We start from the raw sequence: 18,468 nt of genomic DNA on the forward strand, positions 1-18,468 counted from the left end.
TCGAACGAACTAGTGAAAGAGGGTCAGGGCGCGATGAGTTCACCGGACGAGGCACGGTTCGACGATCCAGCACGGCAGTTGGGGGCGGATTTGCAAGCTTTCGGGGCGGCGTATCGGGATGCGGAGGTGAGCAGTCGGCCGGTGCTGTCGGTTTCGCACGCCGGGTGGCACCCGGGTGCACGCATCGGGCCCCGCACGGCTGGTGGCTCGCTGTTGGCCTACAACGATTCCGGTCATGCGGGCGAGTTGTTGTTCGATGAGAGCCCACAACCCATCGGCAATATCTGGGGCGATGGGTTCAGCGGTGATTTCACCCGGCGCCCGTTCTCGATCGCGAATGTGCGGCAGCACGGGGTGTCGGGTGAGATTGCCGAGGGTGCCGAAAAACTGGAGCTGATCAGCCAGGACGGGACGGTCTTCGATGCCGACATTGTTGCCCGAACATTCGGCGTGACAATCGATCTCGATCTGCCGTACGAGCGACGGATGGGCGAGCTGCGGGAAGCGGGCGCGTCGACCGACGAAATTCTGGACGTGCTGTTCGGCAGTGACACCGGCGAGCAGCAGCGTGCCGCGACGCGCCACCTCACGGTCCGGGTGTACGACGGCAACGGCACTGTGCTGCACGAAGGCCCGGTGTTCGAGGACGACTGACGCTCAAACGTCGAGAAAGCGGACGTCTTTGGCGTTGTGGGTGATGAAACTGCGGCGGGCTGCGACGTCTTCGCCCATCAGCACGCTGAAGAGCTCGTCGGCTGCGGCGGCGTCGTCCAGGGTCACCTGGCGTAGCACCCGGACCGACGGGTCCATGGTGGTCTCCCAGAGTTCTTTGGCGTTCATCTCACCGAGACCCTTGTAGCGCTGGACGCCGTCTTCCTTGTTGATCTTCTTGCCCGCCGCGAGGCCGGCCTCGAGCAGACCGTCGCGTTCGCGGTCGGAGTAGGCGAACTCCGGATCACTGCGCTGCCACTTGAGCTTGTACAGCGGCGGCTGCGCCAGATACACATGCCCCTGCTCGACCAGCGGACGCATGAACCGGAACAGCAACGTCAACAGCAACGTCGCGATGTGCTGACCGTCGACGTCGGCGTCGGCCATCAGCACGATCTTGTGATAACGCAGCTTGGCGATATCGAACTCATCGTGGATACCGGTACCGAACGCGGTGATGATCGACTGGACTTCGTTGTTCTTCAACACCCGATCGATACGGGCCTTCTCGACATTGATGATCTTTCCGCGCAACGGCAGGATCGCCTGATACATCGAGTCACGCCCGGACTTGGCCGAACCACCGGCGGAATCACCCTCGACGATGTAAATCTCGGACCTACTCGGATCCTTGGACCGGCAATCAGCAAGCTTGCCCGGCAGACCACCGAGATCATTGGCGCTCTTGCGACGGACGAGTTCGCGCGCCTTGCGGGCGGCCGTGCGCGCCTGGGCCGACGAGATAGCTTTGCTGACAATAGTTTTGGCGTCGGCGGGATTGGCTTCGAACCAGTAGGTGAGGTGCTCGTTGCAGGTGCGCTGGACGAAGGACTTCACCTCGGTGTTGCCGAGTTTCGTCTTCGTTTGCCCCTCGAACTGCGGCTCTGCGACCTTCAGACTCACGATGGCGGCCAGGCCCTCGCGGATGTCGTCACCGGTCAGGTTGGCGTCCTTCTCCTTGAGCAGCCGCTTGTCCCTGGCGTACTTGTTGACCACCGTCGTCAACGCCGCGCGGAAGCCCTCCTCGTGGGTGCCGCCCTCGTGCGTGTTGATGGTGTTGGCGAAGCTGTGTACCGACTCCGAATACCCTGCGTTCCACTGCATCGCGACCTCGAGCTCGTGGCCGGAGCCTTTGCCGAGGAAGCCGACGACCGAGTTGTGGATCGGCTGCTTGGTCCGGTTGAGGTGCCGGACGAAGTCTGCCAAACCACCCGGGTAGTGATAGGTCCGCGTTTTCGCCTGCTCGGCCGGCGCCTCCTCGGCACCCTTCGGCGCTTCGGCGATCTCGCTGTCCACCTCGTCGGCGGCGCTCGCCCGCTCGTCGGTCAGGACGATCGTCAGGCCCTGGTTGAGGAACGCCATCTCCTGCATGCGACGGGCGACCGTCTCGAAGTTGAACGCGGTGGTCTCGAAGATCTCGGGGTCCGGCCAGAACCTGGTGGTGTTGCCCGTGCGTTTGGTCGGCGCACCGCGCACCAGTTCCTCGGGTTTGGCGTGCAGGTAGTTCTGCGTCCAGTGGTAACCGTCGCGGTCGATCGCCAACTCGATCCGGGTGGACAGCGCGTTCACCACCGATAGGCCCACGCCGTGCAGGCCGCCGGAGACCGCGTAGGTCTCGGAGTCGAATTTGCCGCCCGCGTGCAGCTGGGTCATGACGACCTCGACGGTCGGTATCCCCTGCGCGTGCATCTCCACCGGGATACCGCGACCGTCGTCGGCCACCTCGACGCCGCCGTCGGCGAGCAGGGTGACTTCGACCCGGGTGGCGTAGCCGGCCATCGCCTCGTCCACGGAGTTGTCGACGATCTCGCGCACCAGCTGGTGCAGGCCGCGGTCACCGGTGTCGGCGATGTACATGCCCGGCCGCTTGCGAACCGCCTCGAGCCCCTCGAGGACCGTGATGGATGAGGCGCCGTAGTCCTTCTTGCGCGATTTCCCCCTGCGTGAGCCGCTTGCCGGGGCGTCTTTGGCAGCCACTGGTCGGTCGCCCTCCTTACTTGCCGAGCTCCGGCGCAGCGGCGTTCGCACACGGAAGGCCCAGGAGGGTGTCGCCGGGAGGTACGGGTCCTCGCGCGTGCTGCGCGCAACGCGCCGAAGGGTTCGCCGCTAGTTACTTCTCCATCCTAGCCATAGATGGACGAGACATGGGCATTTAACAAGTCTGTGGTCGCCGCAGATCCTCCACAACCCTTCCGGTCGATCCCCCCTATTTGCTGTCCACTACCAGACGCTCTGCGGGCACGCTAGACGCCAAACAAAGCAAAACGGCCGAACTGGCAAAAATGAGTCCTGCTTGCCGCGTCAACAACCTTGCTCGACGCACGGAAACTACGACAATTCGGACGCCATGAGCGGTCGCAACCCACCGGGCCGGGATAGTCGGCCCACACAAACCGACTGGTCGGTGATAACAGCCGTCAGCAACGAGCAGCGACTGGGCTCGAGCCCCTCAGCGCAGATCTAAATCATCGCCGCAGGAGTGGCAGACACCAGTCCCCCATCGATGAGCAGGTCGTGCCCGTTGATGTAAGCCCCTTCGTCCGATGCCAGGAACGCCACCGCGCCCGCAACCTCCTCGGACGTCCCGATGCGACCCGCGGCGACCGTGGCCCCGAGCGCAGCCTGCACGTCCGCCGACGCCTCGGCCTCGAACGCCGGAGTGGCGGTGTAGCCCGGACTCACCGAGTTGACCCGAATCCCCCTGGGCGCCAGCTCGGCTGCCAACGTGCGCGCCAGATTGTGCACGGCCGCTTTGGTCGCCGAGTACAGCGCCGCACCGGGGCTACCCCGATGCACCGCGAACGACGCGTTGATCACGATCGCACCGTGGTCGGCCAGCAGCGGAAGGGTCTTCTGGATGGTGAAGAACGCCGCTTTGAAGTTGATATCGACCACGCGGTAGAACTCCGCTTCGGTGACGTCGGCGATCTGCTGGAACGCGCCGATGCCCGCGTTGGCGAAGACCACGTCCAGCCGCCCGAACCGGTCCTGGACGGCGGCTGTCAGCGCGTCGAGGTCGGCGAGATTCGCGGCGTCGCCGGATACCGCGAGCACCCGGTCCGCCCCGCCCAATTCCTGGACGGCGGCATCGAGCCGAGCCTTGTCGCGACCGGTGATGACGACTCGCGCACCCTCGTCGAGCAGGCGACGCGCGGTCGCCAACCCCATGCCGCTGGTGCCGCCGGTGATGAGCGCGATCTTGTCGTCGAAGCGAGAACTACTAGCGGGCATGGGGCCGACCTTTCAATAGTTGAACTGTTCGAATACTTACGTACAGTTCGACTGTATGTCAACAGTCGAGATATCCTGTCTCCGTGATGACCGCACATCCCGAACGGGACCAGATCCAGTTGGCGAACGTGCTCTCCGCCGTAGGAAACCCGCTGCGGTTGTGCATCGTCCGGGTGCTGGCCGACGGCTGCGAGCACACCTGCGGGTCGATCGTGGACGGCGTACCCAAGTCGAACCTGACCCATCACTACCGAGTGCTGCGCGACGCGGGCATCATCTGGCAGCGCGTCTCCGGCCGGGAAACCCTGCAATCGTTGCGCCGCGAAGATCTCGATGCCCGGTTCCCCGGATTGCTGGACGCGGTGCTCGCCGCGGCACGCAGCGAAACCGTGGACCCGTTCGCCGAGATCGCGCGCTGAAAGATCGCTGCCCGCAGTCGCACTGGCGAGGATTCGCGGCTGTCAGTGACGGTATCGGCCGACTCGAAGAATAGGGTCGGCCGTCGTCAGTGACGGCGAGCGGAGAGGCTGCGAGGACAGCACCACGGCGACCACACCCCACCGCAGTCGGTGCGCCGGAATTGTCGGTGCCCGGCATTAGGCTGAGCCGCACATGAAACCGAGCCGAGGGGGTCCAGCGTGACGGCAAGCCGGGAGGTCGAGGCGCCCGCGGCGGCGGACGGGACGGACCCCGAACTACTCGATCTGCAGGACGATATCTCGTTCGAACTCGAGGAAGTCAACGAGCTGCTCGCCGAATTGATCGCGCTGCAGGCGGACCGCAAAGCCAAGGACGGTGAGATCCTGTCCTACCGGCTCGGGGTCACCGGCGAGCCGCCCGAGACGCTGGCCAAGATCGGCGCTCGTTACGACCTGTCCCGCGACCGGATTCGGCAGCTGCACACCAAGGCTGTCGGACAGCTGATCCGCAACGCCCAACTCAGCGGGCACCGAGCTGCGAACGTATTCGCCGAGCGCTATCCGATCGGCGCCCGCGACCAGCAGCTGATGCGCGCACTGCTGGTGGAGACCTACGCCACCGACACCGATATCGCAGCAAACGAGTTGTCGTACTTGAAGTTGCGGCTGGCCGGGCACGCCGCCGAGGACGCCAAACGGATCGCCGGCTTCGTGACGCAACGGATCGCGGCCTGGCAGAAGAAGACGAACCGGCGGCTGGCCAAACTGCGCGACGCCGAACCGCGCGCGACGAGCCAGCTGAATCCCTGGCTGAGCCAAGTGGATTGGCCGACCTCGGGAACGCCGGACGCGCTGCCGCTGACCTCGGCCCGCACCGTCGACAGCGACGACGACGGGCGCGGGCACTTCTACCTGGACAAGGTCGGCCGCGACGTGCCGTTCGACTCCGGGTTGGAGGCACGGCTGCTGTGGATCCTCAACGCCAGTGACCTCGTCGACTCGTTCCAGGAACAACCCGGCGCGATCACCTACGACGTGAACGGCACGGAACAGCTCTACTACCCGAGCATCGCGGCCCGGCTCACCGACGGCCGGACCGTGCTGATCGATGTCCAGCCGCTCGGACACGTTGCCTTCCACGTCAATCGAGCGAAGGCCGCCGTCGGACGCACTTACGCACACAGCAAGGGTTGGGGCTGGCTCATCTGGACCGGCAGTCTGCTCGGCATCCCCGATCTGCTCGCCCGGAAGGTCGACGCGGCCGCCGTGGCCGAGCTCACCGAACTGCTCGCGCACGGGCCGGTGCCGTGGTCGGCGATCCGGCAGGTGCGCGCCGAGACCGGCCTCGAGCTCCTCGATTTCGTCGCGCTGGTCCTGCGCAACGAATGGCGTTGGGACCGCGGCCCGTTCCAGCTCAGCGCACCACCATCGCGCCCGCCAGGAACGTGACGATCAGCATCATCGCGCAGCAGGTCATCAACTGCCAGTGATTGATGGTCTGCTGCAGGTTCTTGATGGTGGCCCGCAGTGAGGTGTCGAGCCGGTGGTGGTCGTCGAGTTTGCGGCGCGCCTGCGCGAGCGCCTCGGCGCGCTCCTGCGCCTCCTGCTCCGCGCGCTCCAACCGGGTGGTCAGCTTGATGAGGTTTTTCTGCTTGTCGCGCACGGTTTTCCGGGACAGCGCGAGTGTGGTGCGCTGATTGACCAGCTCCTGACGCTGCCGGGAGATGATCATTGCCTGCGTTTTCGTATGGTGCTCCCAGTCGGCCACGGTGGCCCAACCTCCTTTCGACACATCACGATATCCCCAGACGATGTCGCCGGTGACCCAGCCGTGGATGAACTCACGCAGCTCCAGCGGCTGTCGGCTCGGCGCGGCCACCGCACTGTGCGCGGTGTCCAGCACACCGGCCACCGCCTGGTAATCGCATGCGGGCGGGGCGAAATCGGCGATGCCGAGCGCATGCAGATGATCGACCCAGTAGCCGGGCGGGCACAACCACAGCACCTCCGTGATGCCCGCGGCACGCAACCGCTCCGTATGTTCCTGCGCGAGAGATCGTTCCAGCGATCCGCTGCGCACCTCGATGACGTACTCGCGGTCGCCCTTGCGCCAATAGATGTCCACCGGCAACCCAGCCACCCGCCGGTCCACCTCGGCCACGTCGGCGCCGTACGCCAGCAACCGGCCGCACACCCAATATTTCAACCGCCGCATATCCCATTGCGCGGCGTCACATTCCGGACACTTACAGCCATACCCGCCGGACTGTCTGCGGGCTCGGCCCGGACCGTCCGTAATACCCAACTCGGCGAGCATCGCCCGGCGCCCGCAGGCGATCTCCGCCCGCTGCTTCGTTCTCACGCGACCACTCCCCTGCCCAAACCACCGCAGGTCTGGCGACCTACGCCATAGATCAAGAGTGCGTCAGACTCGCGAACCTCGCCAGTCCCCTTTACCCCGCGCCCGGGTGCGCCTCATCGACAGATTTCCGGTCCAAGGCCTGGTGTAGGCTGTGGCACAAGTAATTTCGGCGCAGCGGGCGGCCACAACGACACGGATATGTCGGTGAATTGACAGTTGGCGCCATCCTGCGATTTCGTTGCGCCACGCGCCGATGTGCGCCGTCGCCGATCTTCGGGCTGCCGCCGGAGCCGGAAACCGCATAGGCTACGACCGGGGTGCGCCCGGCTGGTCGCCGATTGGTAAGCAGATCTGTTCCGGACAAACCGGATCGCGCCGACCTCCGCCTGCAACGGCGCAGGACGGCCCGCCTACGCTGCTTCGATCAGAGCCAAGGAGGACCGGTACCGAGCCGGTCTTCGACAACGAGCGCCAGCGAGTGAACCGACAACACGGCGCCCCATGGCGAACGACGGAGCCGAGCGTCAGCGAGGCAGTCGCGAACCACGTATTTCCAACTGGGCGGATAGAATCGTCCGGCCGAGTGCGAGCTGGGCCGATACGGGGAAGTGGGTACTGGATGGAGCACGGTCAAGAGGCCGGCGAGTCGATCGGCGCGATGCTGTCGAGCATCGCGGCGGTTCTCCGAGAGGTCAGCGACAAACTGGACGCCGTGGCGGCTCGGGTCGACGGCGTCGACATCGCCACCGTCGTGCCTGCCGACCGCAGCGTCGAGGCGCGGCTGGCGAAGCTCGAGGCATGGGCTTTCCGTGCCGGACAGGACATTTCGGGCATCGACGGACGGCTGGAGAAGGTCGAAGCAGGCGGTGGCCCGTCGCATGCCGCTCCGGACGGCGAGCGCGCCGAGCGTCCGTTACCGCGCGCGGCGTCGCGCCGGAGCGCCGCGGCCGCCGAGCCGAACGCCCCGGCGCAGCGCGAATCCCTCGCCACCGTGGCCACTCCCACCATCAGGGAGAGCATCGGCACCTCGCACGAGCTCGCCCAGCCGATCCGCGACAGCACCCTCGCTGCGCGCGAGAACGCCACCGCGACCAGGGAGAGCGTCTCCCGGCGGTACGAGGGCTCCCCGACCGCCCGCGACACCCCGCCCGCGCGGGATTCGGCGGCGCACGAGGCGAATTCCGTGCCGCAACGCAGTTTCAGCGCACCTCGCGAACCGGCGTTCGAGCCGAGTTCCAGCTCCGCGCAGAACTTCACCACCCCCACGCCGCGGGAGCCGAGCCCGGCACCCGCCCAGAACTTCACCGCGCCGACGCCGCGCGAGCCGCTGCCCGTCCGTCAGTCCAGCTTCACCGCGCCGCGCGAACCGGCCGCCTCCTCGTCGTATCAGAACTTCACCACGCCGCAGGAGAATCCGTACGAGAGCATGGTTCCCTCCGCGCCGGACAGCGGCGACTACAGCCGCCCTACGAACGGCTCCGCGCCGGAGGCGAACGGCACCGCGCTCACCGGTGCGCACCGCGCCGACGACGACCTGATCCCGGTCGACAACACCCACGTCGACAAACTGCAGGCGATGCTGGACGAGCTGAAGAAGACCGCGGCGGCCCCGCTGGGACGCTCCGACGTCTTCGGTCCGCCAGCGGGCGATCTCAACTCGACCAGTTATCAACCCGCCGGCAGCGAAACCCGCAGCACCGACACACCACGCGATTACCGACTGTCGAGCCCGCCGCCGGTTTCCTGATCGTTGGATTCCGAGTTGGTGAGGATCGCGGCGATCAGGTCGCGCAGCCAGCGATGCCCGCTGTCGGCGGTATTGCGCGGATGCCAGGCCATGCCGATCGCGACCTCGGGCAGCGGCAACGGAATCTCGAACGCGCACAACCCCAGTGCGGGCAACGCCGACCTGCTCAGCAACGCCGGTGCCGGGCAGATCAGATCGCTGCCGTGCACTGCGAACAACGCAGTGGTCAGATTCGGCACGGTGGCGACCACACGGCGGGTGCGACCATGCAAGGCCAACCGGTCATCGATCGGCCCGCGCGGGTGACCATTTCGCGAAATGCTCAGATGTGCCGCGGCCGCGAACCTGGCCACCGTCACCCGCTCGGTGACCAGCGGATGATCGGCGGCGGCGATCCCGATGATGCGATCGCCGAGCACGCGACGCACCGTCGACTCCGGATCGCTGTGGTCGATCACGCCGACCTCGATGTCGACCCGGCCGTCGCGCAACGCCGCGGTGCCCTCGACGGTGTCGGGTAGGAAACGCAACGTCACCGCGGGTGCCCGCGCGCGCACGGCGGCCAGCAGCGGGGCGGCCAGCTCGGTGAGCACCGTGTCGTCGGCCTGCACCGCGAAGTTCCGTTTCAGCGCGGTCGGATCGATCGCGCCCCGCGGTGCCAGCAGCGCCCGTCCCTGCTCGACCAGAGTGCTGACCTCGTAACGCAATTCCAGCGCACGCGGCGTCGGCACCAAGCGGCGACCGGCCCGCACCAGCAGCGGATCATCGAGCACCCGCCGCAACCTGGCCAGCGTCCGGCTCATCGCGGGCGCGGAAGTGTGCAGCCGTTCAGCCGCCCGCGTGACACTGCTCGTCTCCAGCAGCGCGTCGAGCGCCACCAGCAAGTTCATGTCCAGGGGCTGCACTCCTGGATTATCACCAGTGGAATCGTCGATCACCAACATTGCGCTGGTGATAAGCCACGGCGAGTCGCGGTCTGCCAACAAATCTCGACAACGCCACCACAGCCAGATGACCACGCTGGAACCTTCACGCCGCGTGAGCGACTGCGGAGGTAAGCCGGGTACGGCAAGGTTCCAGCCTGCGGACTTGCTGTGGTCCGGTCGAGGGAGCTCCGAGAAAGAGCAGAGTCAAATGGTGGTTCTCGTGAAACCAGCAGAGTCGAATGGTGGTTGGTGAAGATCGTTCAGCGACCATATGACTCTGCTCGATTGTCGGCTCGGCGGAGTAGGGGGTGCTGACCTCGGGGCATCGGCGCGATCTTGGACTCGCAACGGTTTCGTCGGCCATCTGCCGTTCGGAACCGGCAGCGTGGTGAGCACCGAGCTGTGCTCGTCCTGAGCCCGCCGGAATACGGGCGCGCCGGAGTTCCGGCGTACGGACTGGCTGTGGTGCTGTTTCGAGATTTCCGCGGTGACCCTGTTGGCTGGTTAGACGGGTCGAAGTAGAGCGGGTTGGACAGCCAAGCTGCACACCCTTTTGCTAAGCCGCACACCCGGTATAGCAGGTGTGCGGCTTAGCAAAAGGGTGTGCGCCCGGCAGCCCTACAGTCGGGGCGATGCTTCGGTCCCCGGTTTCGCACGCTCGGGGCACGGGCCGCTTGCGGGCTCCCGGGCGCGCCCGGCCTCGCCTGCATCCCGGCGGGCCGAGCCGTGCTTACTTGCCCTGCGAACCGTGCAAGAGGTCTGTGGGCACGCCGGTGCTCAGGTTGTGTGCCCCATGCACTCCGACGTTCGGGTCGTACGGTCCCGGCGCTCCAGCGTTCGGTGTGTGCGCTCAGGCACTGGTGTGGGCCGGATTGCGGACTTCCGGGCGCGCACAGCCTCGCCTACCTTCCGGCGGGTCGGACTTTGTGCCTACTTGCCTTGCGAACCATGCAAGAGGTCTGTGGGCACGCCGGTGCTCAGGTTGTGTGCCCCAGGCATTCCGGAGTTCGGGTCGTACGGCCCGGGCGCTCCGGCGTTCGGGTCGTGCGCCCCTGGCGCCCCGGCGCTGAGACCGTGCGACCTAGGCGCGCCCACGTTCGGGTCATGCGCCCCGGGCACCGCTGCGTTCGCGTTGTGCGCGCCAGGCACACCGACACTCAGGTCGTGTCCACCCGGCCCGCTGAAGTTCGGGTCGTGCGCTCGACCTGGGTCCTGCGCCGCGATGTCGGCGTGCTCGGCCACCGAGTATGCGGGTGGCACACTCTCCGAAGCGGATTCGTGCCTGGTGTTCAGACCGCGGTAGGACTCCGGGCGGATGGTGCGGAACCATTGCGCCGCGCGGGTGCGTAGGGGGAGGCGGAACTTCAGGTCGGCGAGCATTTCGTCGACGTTGCGGATGGAGAAGGGGGTGATGGCGGTGCCGTGGGCGTGGTGGCCGCGGGTGCGTTCTTCCATCCAGCGCAGGCGGGCGTCGATCTGTTCGCTCACCACTTCACGGTCGGGCAGGTTCAGCTGACCGGCTAGTAGTGCGGCGGTCCAGTGTGCGCCGACCTCGGCGTTGAGGGTGCTGATGACCGACGAGTTGTAGCCGGCGAAGGTGAGATTGGGGACGTCGAGGGGCAGGATCTGACGGTACAGCCGGAAGTTGCCGTGCTCGTCGGTGAGCCTGCGCTGGACGTACGGGGTCAGGAACGGCACCCGCTGCTGGAATCCGGTCGCGCAGACCACAATATCGGCGGGGACGAGGTGCCCGTTCGACAGTTGGACCGCGGGCACCTCGCCGCCACCGCCGCGCATCTCGGTGATGGTGGTGTCGCGCTGCACGACGATCCGGCCGTTCGCAACCTGCTCGTAGAAGTTCTCGGTGGCGAGGCTGACGGTGCTCTCGGCGATCTCCTCGAAACGGCCCTCCGGCAGCAGCCCGAGTTCGCGCAGGTTCATGTGCTTGGTCGCGAGTTCCTGGATCAGGTCGAGATTGCTGATCCGGAACGACACACCCGGCCCGTCCAGGAAGCGGTCCATCCGGCCGGGTTCCAGGTGGTGGAAGTGCGCCTCGCCCAAGCGAGTCAGCATCATCCGCTCGTAGTCGAGCACGCGGGCCATCTTGCGCGGCATCTTCCACAGCAGCCTGCGTGCCACCACGGTGGTCGAGCCGGCGACGTCGCTCACCGCTTCGGCGATGTCACACGCCGACTTGCCGTAGCCGACCACAACGACGGACTTGCCGCGCACCGCTTCGACATCCAGGAACTCCGACACGTGGCCGAGCTGGCCACCTGCGGCGCGGAACAGCTCGATGCCGCGGAAGTCCGGGACGGCGGGCTCGCTGAACACCCCGTTGGCGATTACCAGATGGTCGCAGGAGCTCCGATGTATCCCGCTCTGATCCTTGACCTCGAGCAGCCAACCACTGTCCACCGGATCGGCGGCGACGACCTCGGTGTTGAGCCGCAGGTGCTCGCGCAGACCGAAGTGGTCCGCGTAAGCCTCCAGATACGCCTGCATCTGCGCACCGTCGAGCACCTTCGGGTAGTCCGAGGGCATCGGGAAGTCGGAGAAGTGATAGGTGTTCTTGGAATTCTGGGTTCGCAGCCCCGGGTACCTGCGGGTCACACTCCACACGCCACCGACATCGGGCGCACGGTCGAAGATCTCGACCGGAAAACCCTTCTGGATCAGCACTTTCGCGCAGGCAAGACCTGCGATACCCGCACCAACGATCGCGATGCGGTTTCCGCTCGTCATGCGCAGGAGATTACGTCTCTTATGGCGCACAGCAAAGTCGGTTGGCCCAATCGGGTGATTCAACGCCGTGCGGGGGCGCCTGTCGAATCCACCGGGGCACCGACCGGATGCACCGGCAGGTCGAGCAATCCGCGGAGCAGAATGCTCTCGCGCCAGCGTAAGTCGCCCTCATCGACGGCCAGGCGCAGCTCAGGCAAGCGCCGGACGAGCCGGGTCAGCGCGATGCGGGCCTCCATCCTGGCCAGGCCCGCGCCGAGGCAGTAGTGGATGCCGTGGCCGAAGGCGATGTGGTTACTCGGCCGGTCCGGGTCGAAGGCCGCGGGATCGGCGAAATGACGTTCGTCACGGTTGGCGGAGGCGAGTGCCACCAGGACGAGTTCGCCCGTGGGGATCTCGGTGCCGCCGAGCGTGATCGGGGCGGCGGTGTAGCGCAGGGTCGCGACGTTCACCGGGCCGTCGTAGCGCAGCATCTCCTCGACCAGGGGCGCGACGGCGCTGAGGTCGTGGTGCAACGCGCGGTAGCGCGGTGGGTCGGCGAGCAGGGTGAGCACGGTGTTGCCGATCAGGTTGACCGTGGTCTCGTGCCCGGCGATCAGGATGAGGAACGCCATCGAGATGAGTTCGTCGTGGCTGAGCCGGTCGCCGTCGTCGGTGGCGGTGAGCAGCTGCGAGATCAGGTCGTCACCGAGACCATGTTTCCGGCGCGCGGCCACCGAGCGGTCGAAGTAGTCGACGATGGCGTCGGTCGCGCTGCGCATCCCCGCCGGCGTGGACATCGGCGTATCGACCACGGCGGCGGACCAGTCGCGGAACTGCGCGCGGTCCTCGACCGGCACGCCGAGCAGCTCACAGATCACCGTGATGGGCAACGGAAAGGCGAACTCCTCCACCAGGTCCACCGGCCCGGCGGCCTGGTCGATGCGGTCGAGGAGTTCGTCCGCGATGGCCGTGACCCGGGGTGCGAGCGCCTCCATCCGGGCGGGCGCGAACGCCGGGGTGACCAACTTGCGCAGCCGCGAATGCTGTGGCGGATCGGCGTTGAGCAGATGATGGCTCAACCGTTGATTGGCCGCGGTGACTCCGCTGTTGCCCGCGGCGGCTTGCCTGGCCTGCGCGCCGGTTGCCGAGTGGGGGTCCTTGCGGATGTCGGGGTGGCGCAGCACCTCTTTGGCGGCGTCGTAATCGACGACCAGCCAGGCACGGACGCCGGTGCGCAGCCGGATCTGGTGCACGGGCCCCTCCGCACGCAGTTGCCGGTAGAAGGCATACGGCGTACGAAAGAAGTCCGCTGGCAGCTGTCTCATCTACGCTGGCCTCCACGTTTCGCGAGTGTCGTTGCGGCGCTTCGATGGTCGCACTCGCGACCGATCGCAGGCGGCATGGTTTGCCACGCTCATCCGGCCGATCGCGATTGTCGATCGAAGCGGCACGCAGTCGATTCATTCACCGCACGTCACCCCGATCCCCTCGCTACCCTGCGCAGATGAGTTCGATCGCGCCTGTCCTGCGGGGCGCCCGGATCGCGAACTCGTTCGCGTTCGGTATGCAGGGGTTCTTCTTCGCCGTGGTGCTGACCCAATTGCCACAGCAGAAGGACAGATTCGACCTGACAGACGGGCTGATCGTCGGGTCGGTGGTGCTGGTTTCGCTGCTCGCGGGGGCCGGCAGCGTGGCGGCGGAGCGGCTGGCGTTGCGCTGGTCGAGCCAGGTCACGTTGCGCATCGGCCTGGTGCTGGTCGCGCTCACCGGCACAGGGATCGCATTCGCGCCGAACACGGCGGGGCTGTTGATCGCGCTGGGCTGCTACGGGATCGCGGTCGGCATCGTCGACGCGAGCACCAATATGCAGGCGGTGTTCATTCAGCACGGGTACGGGAAATTCATCCTGTCGTCGTTCTATGCCGCGTGGAGTGCGGGGTCGATCATCGGCGCGCTGTACGTGTCGGCGTGTGAGGCCCTGGCGGTGACGCTGCGCGAATCGCTGCTCGGGGCGGCGGGCATCGTGCTCGTCGTCGGGCTGGTGCTCGGGCCTCGCCTGCTGGGCCCGCGGGAGGCCGAAGCAGGCCCGGCCGAAGAGGTCGTCGACCCGCCACCGATTGCCTTGCGGTTGTATCTGCCGTTCGGCATCGCGATGGCGCTGGTGTTCGCCATCGACCTGGCCGTCGGCAACTGGTCGGCGCTGTATCTGTCCGACGACCTGCTGGCCAGTTCGTCGACGGCGGCGCTGGCGCTGGCTGCGTACCAGGGCACGTCACTGATCGCGCGGCTGACCGGCGACCTGTTCGTCCGGCGGTTCGGGCCGCGGCGCGTGGTGCGGACCGCGGCGGCCATCGGCGTGGTCGGACTGGCGACCGTGATCGCCGCGCCCAGCCCGGTCGTCGCGATCCTCGGATTCCTGATCGCCGGTATCGGCATGCCGGTGATCGCGCCACTGTGCTTCGGCGAGGCCGGGCAGTTGACCAGTGGTCGCGGTCTGGACGCCCTCATCGCGCGACTCAATTTGTTCAATTACGCGGGCACTTTGGTCGGCGGTGGGGTGGTCGGGGCGCTGGCGGCCGGCTTCGGGCATCGGATCAGCTTCGTGATCCCGCTGGTGTTCGCGGCTGTGCTGATCGCCCTGGCCCAGGTGTTCCACAACCGGCCGGGCGGGGGTAAACATCCCACCTCTTCGGGTGATCGTGCTCTACTGGATCAATGAGCAACATCCCAGTCATCGTCGACCGGGCCGGTCTGTGGGACGCCGAAGAACTCAGTGACGTTGCGGCGGCGACTTTTCCGCTCGCCTGCCCACCCAACGCCACCTCCGACGATATCGACATCTTCATCACCGAGGTGCTCTCCGGCGAACGGTTCGGGGAGTATCTGAGCGATCCGGCGAAGACCGTGCTCAAGGCCGTCGCGGGCGACGATATCGTCGGCTACGCGATGCTGATCGCGGGCGATCCGGCGGATCCGGCGGTCGCCGCGGCGGTGGGTCTGCGGCCGGTCGTGGAGATCAACAAGATGTATGTGGTGCCCGGACACCACGGCAGCGGGGTGTCGACGGCGCTGATGCTGGCCTGTCTGGAGCGCGCCCGCGAGGGTGGGTTCGCCGGGATATGGCTCGGTGTCAACCAGGAGAATGTGAAAGCGCAGCGCTTCTACGGCAAGCACGGGTTCACCTCGGTCGGCACCAAGACCAATACCGTCGGCAGCCAGCAGCACGATGACTTCGTGCTGCGGCTGGTTTTCTAGCTCTTCGCGAAGTCCACCAGCGCCGAGTGGAAGTCCGGCGCGATGACGGCCATCAGATGGTCGCCGGGCACCACGTGCAGCTTTCCGTTGGGCAGTGCGTCGGCGAGGCGTTCGGGTTCCGCGGCGAACGGATCGTTGTCGCCCGCGAGCACCAGGGTGGGCACGGTGATATCGGCGAGTCCGTCGATCGGCCGGGAGTCCAGGCCCGTCGCGACCGCCTGAATGGCCTGCCGGTCGGCGTGCACCGCGTCCGCGAGAATCCGGAACATCATGGCGGTCGGTGGCGCGCCCTCGTTGTGCTCGCTCATCGCGGTCTGCAGGTCGGTCAGCTCGACCACCCGGCGGTCGACGCCACCGCAGTCGAGCACCCCGGAGCCGACGCCGCCGATGGCCAGCCGCTCGACCCGCTCGTCGGCGGCCGTGACCAGCAGCGAGATGATCGCGCCCATCGAATAGCCCACCTGCACAACCCGATCGACGCCGAGTTCGTCGTAGAGCGCCCGCACGTCACGCGCCATGAACTCCCACGAATACTGCGCCGGGTCGTGCGGTTTCGCCGAACGCCCGTGCCCGCGCGCGTCGAGTGACACCACGGTGCGGCCGGCCGCCTGCAGGGCGCCGACCACGCCGGTGCTCATCCAGTTCGCGTTGGTGTCGGCGACCACCCCGTGTTGCAGCACGACGGGAACGCCCTCGCCCTCCCACACTCGATAGTTGAGCTCCAGGCCGTCCCACGTCTTGAACTTCGTCATGACCGGATGGTAGCCCAAGCGACGGTTGACAGTTCTGCGTGTTCAGTCTTTACTGAACACATAGTTCCTTACAGAACACTCAGCACTCAGGAGCAGTCATGACCGCCGCGATCCGCACCGAGGGATTGACCAAGCACTACGGCACACACGTTGCCATCACCGGCCTCGACCTGGAGGTGCAGCCGGGCGAGGTGTTCGGCTTCCTCGGCCCCAACGGGGCGGGCAAGTCCACCACCATCCGCATCCTGCTCGACCTGATCCGGCCGACCGCGGGTCACGTCGAGGTGCTCGGCATCGATCCCCGGGCAGGCGGCGCGGAGCTACGCAGGCGAATTGGTTATCTGCCTGGCGAATTGGCGATCGAAGGCCGCAATACCGCGCGTGAGCTGCTCGGTTTCCTCGCCGATCAGCACGGCACCGTGTCGGCGCGCCGGATCATCGAGCTCGCCGACCTGCTCGACCTCGACCTGTCCAGGAAGGTCGGCGCCATGTCCAAGGGCAACAAGCAGAAGGTCGGCCTCGTCGCCGCCTTCATGCACCGGCCCGATCTGCTGATCCTGGACGAGCCCACCTCGGGCCTGGATCCGCTACTGCAACAACGGTTTCTGGATCTGGTGTCCGAGGCCAAGGCCAACGGGCAGACCGTGTTCATGTCCTCGCACGTCCTCAGCGAGGTGCAGCAGACCGCCGATCGGGCCGTCATCATGCGCGCCGGACAGCTACTCGGCACGGAGAACGTGGACGAACTGCGCAGGCGCGCACCGCGTTCGGTCGAGCTGGTGTTCGGCGCGGAGGTGTTCGCCGACGACTTCGCCCGGTTGCCCGGGGTGCGCGAGCTGAGCGTCGAGGGAAAGACGTTGCGCTGCACCACCGAAGGCGAAGTCGACGAGCTGTTCAAGACCGCGGCCAAGTACCGGCTGGTGAGCGTGTTGTCCACCGAGCCGGACCTCGAGCAGATCTTCTTCAGCCTGTACGGGCGCTGAACCTACCTATCACACAGGAGAACTCGATATGACTCGCTCGATCTTCACCCAGACACTGAAGGAGCAGCGCCGCGGACTCGTCGGCTGGTCGATCGGCATGGCCATCGTTCCGCTGCTGTATCTGCCGTCCTACCAGTCGTTGAAGGAGCAGGGCTCCCTCGATATCAAGCAGAACAGGATGTATGAAGCCATGGGCCTGAGCGACTTCGCCAGTGCCACCGGCTATCTCAACGCGACGGTCTTCTCGCTGATGGGCCTGTTGTTGCTACTGATCTTCGCGGTCACCTTCGCGAGCAGGTCGGCGACCCAGGAGGAGAACGGGATGCTGGATCTGCTGCTGGCCCAGCCCATCGGCCGAACAAACCTGCTCGCGCAACGATGTGCCGCGCTGGCGGTGCAGACCACTGCGGTCACCTCCGTGCTCACATTGAGCGTTCTTGCCGGGGCGAGCGCGGGCACGTTGAACATTCCCGCCGGACACATACTGGCCGCCAGCACCGGGGTGGGGCTGCTTGCCCTCGCGATCGGCATGATCACCCTGCTGATAGGCGCGGTCACCGGAAAACGTTCGTTGACACTGGGGCTCGCGTCGCTGATCGCGGTCGCCGGCTACCTCGCCAACAACCTCGGCGGCATGTTCGACGGCACCGAATGGCTGCGCAAGGTGTCGCCCTTCTACTACGCGAACGGCGGTTCGCCGCTGGTAAACGGTTGGAACGGCGCCCATCTGACAGTCCTGATCGCGCTCGCCGCAGTAGCCCTCGGGCTCGCACTGCGCGCCTTCGAACGCCGCGATCTCGCGGTGTGACCGATTCGAACGGGGCGAGCCGACACGGCCCGCCCCGTTTACCCCTATCCGCACTATCGAAGGGATACTCGACCGATGAGCGAGGACAACCCCACCCCGGAACAGCTGGCCTTCGTGGAGGACTTCGCTCTCGTCCTGGAGCGCATGGGTCTGGTCCGAATGGTTGGCCGAGCAGCCGGTTGGCTGCTGATCTCCGATCCGCCGGAGCAGACGTTCGGCCAGATCGCCGACGCACTGCAAGCCTCCAAAGGCTCCATCTCCAGCGCGCTCAAAACCCTCGTCACCATGCGCTGGGTCGACAAGATGTCCAAGCCGGGCGACCGCAAGGACTACTACGCCATCCGCCCCGGCATCCTGCCCGAACTGACCCGCCAGCAGAGCGGCATGTACACCGACCTGACCACCATGACCTCCCGCGGCCTCGCCCTCTTCGACGACCCCGACGGCGACCAGGCCGCCCGCGTCCGCGACATGCACGAGTTCTTCGTCTGGATGGGCAAGGAACTGCCCGCCCTGATCGACCGCTGGTACGCCGAGCACCGCTCCTGAA

16 protein-coding genes are annotated in these 18,468 nt (G+C 66.5%); 9 read left to right on the forward strand and 7 right to left on the reverse strand.

The window, feature by feature from the left end; translation table 11 throughout:
* Window positions 1–33: 33 nt before the first annotated feature.
* Window positions 34–654 (forward strand): hypothetical protein, encoded by a 621-nt coding sequence (locus IBX18_RS24105; protein ID WP_194835803.1) that lies wholly within the window; start codon window positions 34–36, stop codon window positions 652–654.
* A 3-nt stretch (window positions 655–657) separates the two neighbouring features.
* On the opposite strand, the gene gyrB is transcribed toward IBX18_RS24105, so the two are convergent.
* Together gyrB and IBX18_RS24115 are read right to left on the reverse strand one after the other, a co-directional pair.
* A complete protein-coding gene (gyrB, locus tag IBX18_RS24110; protein ID WP_194835804.1) occupies window positions 658–2,688 on the reverse strand; it encodes a DNA topoisomerase (ATP-hydrolyzing) subunit B in 2,031 nt (676 codons plus the stop codon).
* A gap of 483 nt (window positions 2,689–3,171) precedes the next feature.
* Window positions 3,172–3,942, reverse strand: coding sequence for a glucose 1-dehydrogenase (locus IBX18_RS24115; protein ID WP_194835805.1), 771 nt, complete (start codon window positions 3,940–3,942; stop codon window positions 3,172–3,174).
* 86 nt (window positions 3,943–4,028) lie between these two features.
* Here IBX18_RS24115 and IBX18_RS24120 point away from each other — a divergent pair, with 86 nt between their 5' ends.
* Window positions 4,029–4,361: a helix-turn-helix transcriptional regulator gene (locus tag IBX18_RS24120; RefSeq protein ID WP_228541725.1), complete on the forward strand. Its 333-nt coding sequence runs from the start codon at window positions 4,029–4,031 to the stop codon at window positions 4,359–4,361.
* A gap of 219 nt (window positions 4,362–4,580) precedes the next feature.
* Window positions 4,581–5,810 (forward strand): sigma factor-like helix-turn-helix DNA-binding protein, encoded by a 1,230-nt coding sequence (locus IBX18_RS24125; RefSeq protein WP_194835807.1) that lies wholly within the window; start codon window positions 4,581–4,583, stop codon window positions 5,808–5,810.
* Here IBX18_RS24125 and IBX18_RS24130 read toward each other — a convergent pair.
* Window positions 5,776–6,723 (reverse strand): hypothetical protein, encoded by a 948-nt coding sequence (locus IBX18_RS24130; RefSeq protein WP_306796380.1) that lies wholly within the window; start codon window positions 6,721–6,723, stop codon window positions 5,776–5,778. The two genes, IBX18_RS24125 and IBX18_RS24130, sit on opposite strands and share 35 nt — an antisense overlap.
* A 619-nt stretch (window positions 6,724–7,342) precedes the next feature.
* Between IBX18_RS24130 and IBX18_RS24135 the strand changes: the two genes are divergently transcribed.
* The gene (locus IBX18_RS24135; protein ID WP_194835808.1) at window positions 7,343–8,470 is read left to right on the forward strand and encodes a hypothetical protein; all 1,128 of its coding nucleotides are present in this window, start codon (window positions 7,343–7,345) and stop codon (window positions 8,468–8,470) included.
* Here the strand turns inward: IBX18_RS24135 and IBX18_RS24140 are convergent.
* The 3 genes from IBX18_RS24140 to IBX18_RS24150 all read right to left on the reverse strand — a co-directional run bounded on the left by IBX18_RS24140 (window position 8,437) and on the right by IBX18_RS24150 (window position 13,445).
* Window positions 8,437–9,360 carry a LysR family transcriptional regulator gene (locus IBX18_RS24140; RefSeq protein ID WP_228541634.1) on the reverse strand — a complete coding sequence of 308 codons (924 nt, stop codon included), beginning with the start codon at window positions 9,358–9,360 and terminating at the stop codon, window positions 8,437–8,439. The genes IBX18_RS24135 and IBX18_RS24140 overlap by 34 nt on opposite strands.
* A 966-nt stretch (window positions 9,361–10,326) precedes the next feature.
* The gene (locus tag IBX18_RS24145) at window positions 10,327–12,141 is read right to left on the reverse strand and encodes an NAD(P)/FAD-dependent oxidoreductase (protein WP_228541635.1); all 1,815 of its coding nucleotides are present in this window, start codon (window positions 12,139–12,141) and stop codon (window positions 10,327–10,329) included.
* A gap of 59 nt (window positions 12,142–12,200) precedes the next feature.
* Complete coding sequence (locus IBX18_RS24150) at window positions 12,201–13,445, reverse strand: cytochrome P450 (RefSeq protein ID WP_194835810.1); 1,245 nt, start codon at window positions 13,443–13,445, stop codon at window positions 12,201–12,203.
* 179 nt (window positions 13,446–13,624) lie between these two features.
* On the opposite strand from IBX18_RS24150, the gene IBX18_RS24155 reads away from it, so the two are divergent.
* A complete protein-coding gene (locus IBX18_RS24155; protein WP_194835811.1) occupies window positions 13,625–14,839 on the forward strand; it encodes an MFS transporter in 1,215 nt (404 codons plus the stop codon).
* Window positions 14,836–15,375, forward strand: a complete 540-nt coding sequence (locus tag IBX18_RS24160; RefSeq protein WP_228541636.1) for a GNAT family N-acetyltransferase — start codon at window positions 14,836–14,838, stop codon at window positions 15,373–15,375. Before IBX18_RS24155 ends, IBX18_RS24160 begins: the two co-directional genes overlap by 4 nt.
* Here the strand turns inward: IBX18_RS24160 and IBX18_RS24165 are convergent.
* Window positions 15,372–16,127, reverse strand: a complete 756-nt coding sequence (locus tag IBX18_RS24165) for an alpha/beta fold hydrolase (protein ID WP_194835812.1) — start codon at window positions 16,125–16,127, stop codon at window positions 15,372–15,374. The genes IBX18_RS24160 and IBX18_RS24165 overlap by 4 nt on opposite strands.
* 98 nt (window positions 16,128–16,225) lie before the next feature.
* On the opposite strand from IBX18_RS24165, the gene IBX18_RS24170 reads away from it, so the two are divergent.
* The 3 genes from IBX18_RS24170 (at window position 16,226) to IBX18_RS24180 (ending at window position 18,467) form a co-directional block, all read left to right on the forward strand.
* Window positions 16,226–17,110, forward strand: a complete 885-nt coding sequence (locus tag IBX18_RS24170; RefSeq protein WP_194835813.1) for an ABC transporter ATP-binding protein — start codon at window positions 16,226–16,228, stop codon at window positions 17,108–17,110.
* A 28-nt stretch (window positions 17,111–17,138) separates the two neighbouring features.
* Window positions 17,139–17,918, forward strand: coding sequence for an ABC transporter permease subunit (locus tag IBX18_RS24175; RefSeq protein WP_194835814.1), 780 nt, complete (start codon window positions 17,139–17,141; stop codon window positions 17,916–17,918).
* A gap of 75 nt (window positions 17,919–17,993) precedes the next feature.
* A complete protein-coding gene (locus IBX18_RS24180; protein WP_194835815.1) occupies window positions 17,994–18,467 on the forward strand; it encodes a GbsR/MarR family transcriptional regulator in 474 nt (157 codons plus the stop codon).
* The last annotated feature ends 1 nt before the right edge of the window (window position 18,468 follow it).

It is taken from the genome of Nocardia sp. XZ_19_369 (assembly GCF_015355715.1).
GTDB lineage: Bacteria > Actinomycetota > Actinomycetes > Mycobacteriales > Mycobacteriaceae > Nocardia.

Coding starts and splice junctions, on each gene's coding strand:
- IBX18_RS24165 (WP_194835812.1), bottom strand. CDS start 16,127: ATGACGAAGTTCAAGACGTGGGACGGCCTGGAGCTCAACTATCGAGTG.
- IBX18_RS24180 (WP_194835815.1), top strand. CDS start 17,994: ATGAGCGAGGACAACCCCACCCCGGAACAGCTGGCCTTCGTGGAGGAC.
- IBX18_RS24105 (WP_194835803.1), top strand. CDS start 34: ATGAGTTCACCGGACGAGGCACGGTTCGACGATCCAGCACGGCAGTTG.
- IBX18_RS24160 (WP_228541636.1), top strand. CDS start 14,836: ATGAGCAACATCCCAGTCATCGTCGACCGGGCCGGTCTGTGGGACGCC.
- IBX18_RS24140 (WP_228541634.1), bottom strand. CDS start 9,360: ATGAACTTGCTGGTGGCGCTCGACGCGCTGCTGGAGACGAGCAGTGTC.
- IBX18_RS24175 (WP_194835814.1), top strand. CDS start 17,139: ATGACTCGCTCGATCTTCACCCAGACACTGAAGGAGCAGCGCCGCGGA.
- IBX18_RS24145 (WP_228541635.1), bottom strand. CDS start 12,141: ATGACGAGCGGAAACCGCATCGCGATCGTTGGTGCGGGTATCGCAGGT.
- IBX18_RS24135 (WP_194835808.1), top strand. CDS start 7,343: ATGGAGCACGGTCAAGAGGCCGGCGAGTCGATCGGCGCGATGCTGTCG.
- IBX18_RS24115 (WP_194835805.1), bottom strand. CDS start 3,942: ATGCCCGCTAGTAGTTCTCGCTTCGACGACAAGATCGCGCTCATCACC.
- IBX18_RS24155 (WP_194835811.1), top strand. CDS start 13,625: ATGAGTTCGATCGCGCCTGTCCTGCGGGGCGCCCGGATCGCGAACTCG.
- IBX18_RS24150 (WP_194835810.1), bottom strand. CDS start 13,445: ATGAGACAGCTGCCAGCGGACTTCTTTCGTACGCCGTATGCCTTCTAC.
- IBX18_RS24120 (WP_228541725.1), top strand. CDS start 4,029: ATGACCGCACATCCCGAACGGGACCAGATCCAGTTGGCGAACGTGCTC.
- IBX18_RS24170 (WP_194835813.1), top strand. CDS start 16,226: ATGACCGCCGCGATCCGCACCGAGGGATTGACCAAGCACTACGGCACA.